Below are 4,583 nucleotides of genomic sequence, written 5' to 3'. Positions count from 1 at the left end.
GTTCCATGCAGGTCATTGATGCCGGCGACGGCCGAACCATCGCCACCTTTGCCGGTGCAAAGCTGGCTGAGAGATTCAAGGTCGTTGGCGTTGCCTCGAGCCCCGCATCCGCCATCGTCGCTGCCGGCGCAAGCGCAATTGTCTACGTCGAGCTCGACGTTCCTCGAAACGCAAACATTCAAGCGCTGACCGTCGAGCTCACGTGCCGTGGCCTGGATGGCGAACGCTTCATGCTCAGATCGGCCACTGAAACGGTCGACCGTGCCAAAGTTCCCGTGCTGGCCCCGCCGTTGAAGGGCGGGTTCTGGGCGGCCGTGCACGATCCTTCCTGGGAAACAGGGCATCGCAGGGTGATCTACACGATCGGCGGGCGCGCGCGAATTCCGGGACGATATGCAATCGATTGGGTCGGCGTCGATGCGCAAGGACGCGTCAGTCATGCGGACCCCGATCGTCCTTCGGATGCAATCGGCTACGGAGCGCAGGTGTTTGCGGGTGCTGATGCCGTCGTCGCAGCAATTGGCGATGGCATGCAGGAAGCCACTTCGATTGCCGCCAATCCCGCCAAACCCCTTGGGGAGGGCGATGGCAATTATGTCGTTCTCCAGTTGAGCACCAATCGCTTTGCGTTCTACGAGCATCTGAAACCGGGGAGCCTCCGCGTTCGTGTCGGCGACCGCGTCCGCGTGGGCCAGGTACTGGGAGCGCTCGGCTTTTCCGGAGACTCGACGGGCCCGCATTTGCACATGCATGTGGCCGACTGTTCATCGCCATTGGAATGCGAGGGTGTTCCGTTCACCATTCGCGGAATGACGCAGATCGGACGCTATCCATCGCTGGACGATCTCGGCGTCAAACGATGGAAAGACCGCGAGTTTCCCACGCCCCTCGGGCCGCAGTGGCCAGGCTACAACGTGGTTGTTCGATTTCAGCAGGACGGTCCATAGCGGGACGGAAGAATCATTCGTCTGAAACTCGACGTTTCCATGTTCCATCGACGTCACCGGCGGCAGCAACGCGCAAGAGATCGAATCCAACCGGGTCGTCGCCCGATCGTGATGGACGAAGCGCGGCTTCACGCTCGGGCTGGATGCTATGCGGTGGCCACCCATCCGCGGAATGTGAAAGCCGCATAGAACAAGCTGACGTCGACGAAGCCGGCCTCTCTCATCAGGGCCTCGTCGTCCTCGGGCGACAACACCGGCAGACGTTCGCCGATGGACGCAATGGCCTTTTCGGCATCCATCGCAACACCCGACGAGTTCGCGAACGCCGCAAAACGCGTCAGCCACTGTCGTTTTTGCGGTTCCTCCTGAGGAAAGCTGTGGTGCGCAACAACGAGGGGCGCTCCGGGCTTCAAGCGCCGGTGGATCTCGGCAAGCGTTTTTCGACGCTCTTCTGCCGGAACGAAATGCAGGGTGAGCAGACAGGTTGCGCCATCAAAAGGTCCTTCCGGCGCGTCGCCGATGAGGCCTTGGTGGAGACGCGTTCGCGCGCCCAACGGTCCCAATGTTTTATTGGCAAGCTCGAGCATCGCAGCCGAAGGATCGACTCCGTCGAACGTCCACTCAGGCTGCAGCTCGGAGAAACGTTTCAGCTCCAGGCCTCCACCCGCTCCCAGCACCAGGATGCGTGCGCGTTCGCCGACGCGTTCAGCAAGCAGCAGTGCAGCCATTCGCTGCAGATCCAGAAAGCCCGGCACGAGTCTGACCGGACCTTCCGCATAGTTTGCGACCGCATCTGCATCTGAAAAAGCTGAGGACTCGTGGTCTTTTGAATTCATGTGTTTTCAGTTCCTGATGCGGTATTGGACTGATATCAGACGACTGGCACGACCGTCGGGTTCGCCAACCGGTCGCCGGTCTTTTCGTTGCCTCAGGACATCGCAACGTGATTCTCGCGTTGGCCTTCGGGTGATCTTGTCGGTTGGACTCCTCGTCGGCCGATATGGCGAAAAAATACGCGCGCTGGAGGCCGGTCCGTTGTTCTCTTTGTCTCGGCATGCACGCTGGATAACGCTGTCGACACGGGCCACTCATCTTCCTGTCCGGCCCTCCGCTCCGCTCATTTTCCCGATTACGCTCGAAGCCGGGGTCGGAGCCGGAGATGTCCCCACAACGCTCCAGATTCATTCACCGACGTGGCCCTTCGCATTGCCACATCGCGTGGACATGGACATGCCTGCTGCATTTGCTGGTCCTGCAGGCCACCCGCACATGAAACTGCGATCGCGGGTGCGTGGGTGCGCAATCAGATTTGGCGATGCCATTCGACACCCACACCGACAAGGGCCCGTTTGTATGCGCGCCGCGTGAGCGAACCCTCGCAGAGCGCGCCCGGCCTCTACGATCGATCCATTGCGCGGAACGCCGCGGGCACACACTGCTGCCGTCGGAGGCGATGTTCGCCGATTCAATCCAGATGCGAAACCGAAACCCGTTGGAGTCGCGCATGAATTCCCTACCCACGAACGCAAGCCGAACGCCGACTCGTCCACGTCGGGGGACGTGTCGCTGGCCATCGCTCCTCGCCTGGACATTTGCGCTGGCCGCAACCTCGGCGAGCGGCGCCGACGGCGACCTCGATCCCACGTTCGCGAGCGGCGGCGCCGCGTTCGCAAACTGGGGTGCGGAAGCATTTCGCGACGCGTCCGTCACCGTCGATTCAACTGGCGCCGTGTTCGTCGCGGCAACCGCCAGGAGCGTCGCCAACAACCGCTTGTTCGCTGTCGCAAAGTTCCGACCCGATGGAAGCCTGGATACCGCGTTTGGATTCCAGGGCTTGCGGACCGTCGACTTCGATCTCGTCGCCGATGGCTTCGACCTGCAGCATGGCGTGTTCGCGTTATTGGGAGGCGCGGTGATGCTGCTCGGTGAGGCGGAGATTCCAGGCAACGCGTCGGCGCCAGCCATGGTGCGACTTACCGCGGCAGGAAACGCCGACACCACCTTCGGAGCCGGTGGCAAGCGCGTGATCATCAACAGTCCGTGGGCGATCGAAGGGCTGGACCTCGTTGCCACTACCCGCCAGCGCGACGGCAAGTTCGTGTTCGGTGGCTGGTGCGTCGATTGCCCCTGGCCACGCGGAGCCGTTGTACTTCGTGTCGACGCGAATGGCGCGCCCGACGCAAGCTTCGGCACCAACGGATGGGCCAGCCTTGCAGTGCCCGAGCGTACGCGCCTCAATGCAGTTGCCGTTGACAGATCAGGGCGCATCGCACTTGCGGGGTTCGACGGCGATCTCGCCAACGAACCACACGCACCGGTGCTTGCACGCTTCCTGCCCGATGGCAGCGCAGACCTCTCCTTTGGTGTTGGAACCGGCTATGTGCGATTGACCAACGTCCCCGCGCCGCCGCCTCAAGGTGGTTGGCTTGGACGCGCACTCGCCGCCGATCGCGATGGCTCGCTTCTGCTATCACTGACCATCGACGACGACTTGGACGCGATGCATGCCGGCATCGTGCGCGTGCGCGAGAACGGCACGCTCGACACTGCGTTCGGCAATGCGGGCCTGCGTCCGCTCGACCTCGAAAACGGCGTTGTCGTCGAAGCGATTGACGTGCGCAGCGACGGTCGAATCATGGCTGCTGGCTCCATCAATCACACCGGCGGCGGCCTCGATGTGTTGGTGACGCGCCTGCGCGCCGATGGCAGCCTCGACCCGGGTTTCGCCGGTAACGGCCTCGTCCGCCATGCCATAGACCCGCAGATCGACCGTACCTTTGCACTGACCTCGTCCGCGGGAAGACCGGTGATTGCGGGCGTCGCGCAGCGCGGGGATAGCTGGGACGGATTTGCGGTGCGCCTGACCTCCGACCTGATCTTCGCCGACGGCATCGAGTAGACGCGGGAACCCGATCCGCGGCCGGCGCTGAGTCGTGACGTACGGCTCACTGGCAAGGATTTGCCGGCCGCAGAGGACGCGTCCGGCCGAGGAAGGCCGGCGTGGCGAAGCGAGGCACGAACGCAGGCAGACCTTTGTAGGCCATGCGCGCTCGTTGCGGGCAACGCACAAACGAACGCGCAGTTGCGTCGCGAAGGCATCCGCCAACGCCGACGCCGTCGCGACCTATTGAAAGCCGTTGCGGAAAATGAGATCCGGTCTGGGACCCGTATCATTTGTGAATCGCGCGAACAGCGATTGCGTGAAGTCGCCGCTGGATGCGAGAACGGTGCCCGCAAACAACACCCGACCTTGGCGATCGAGCATGAGCGACGCGGCCTGATCGGGGCCATCGTCACCCAGGCCAGTTCCGCCGATGACGCAGAATGCGGTCGAGCCAAGGCAGTTGCCGTAGCCTGCGAGCGGCGAAAGATCGGTCGAGAACGCCTGCAGCAACAAATAATTGCTGGTGGGCCCGCTGTCGCCGGCGACCAACACGCGTTCTGCATTTGCGTCCGAGAGTTGCACGCTGCGATAGGAGGCATTGTCGAGCAGTCCGTCATTCAGCGTCTCGCCGGCGTAGTCGCCGTTCGAGGCGAGGTGTGCAACAGCGGCGCGTCTGGATGAGCCATCCGTGGCGTACGTTTCGCCGACGATGAACATGTCTCCATTACCGGCCAGAGCGATGCCTGCTGCAT

At 62.8% G+C, this 4,583-nt stretch carries 4 protein-coding genes; 2 read left to right on the top strand and 2 right to left on the bottom strand.

What is annotated here, in order from left to right:
- Positions 1–947: peptidoglycan DD-metalloendopeptidase family protein (locus ABIV12_RS11985; RefSeq protein ID WP_348059550.1), on the top strand; the 947-nt coding region annotated here is incomplete at its 5' end.
- Positions 948–1,093: 146 nt separating this feature from the next.
- On the opposite strand, the gene ABIV12_RS11980 is transcribed toward ABIV12_RS11985, so the two are convergent.
- Complete coding sequence (locus ABIV12_RS11980) at positions 1,094–1,783, bottom strand: methyltransferase domain-containing protein (RefSeq protein WP_348059548.1); 690 nt, start codon at positions 1,781–1,783, stop codon at positions 1,094–1,096.
- Positions 1,784–2,451: 668 nt separating this feature from the next.
- Between ABIV12_RS11980 and ABIV12_RS11975 the strand changes: the two genes are divergently transcribed.
- The gene (locus ABIV12_RS11975) at positions 2,452–3,846 is read left to right on the top strand and encodes a hypothetical protein (RefSeq protein ID WP_348059547.1); all 1,395 of its coding nucleotides are present in this window, start codon (positions 2,452–2,454) and stop codon (positions 3,844–3,846) included.
- Between the two features lie 225 nt (positions 3,847–4,071).
- Here the strand turns inward: ABIV12_RS11975 and ABIV12_RS11970 are convergent.
- A partial coding sequence (locus tag ABIV12_RS11970) for a hypothetical protein (RefSeq protein WP_348059545.1) occupies positions 4,072–4,583 on the bottom strand: 512 nt, incomplete at its 5' end.

Source organism: Dokdonella sp., assembly GCF_039926425.1.
GTDB lineage: Bacteria > Pseudomonadota > Gammaproteobacteria > Xanthomonadales > Rhodanobacteraceae > Dokdonella_A.
This window is presented reverse-complemented; position numbering and strand designations above follow the sequence as displayed.

What these genes read in the sequence shown, in the direction of transcription:
- ABIV12_RS11980 (WP_348059548.1), bottom strand. Translation starts at nt 1,783, where the DNA reads ATGAATTCAAAAGACCACGAGTCCTCAGCTTTTTCAGATGCAGATGCG.
- ABIV12_RS11975 (WP_348059547.1), top strand. Translation starts at nt 2,452, where the DNA reads ATGAATTCCCTACCCACGAACGCAAGCCGAACGCCGACTCGTCCACGT.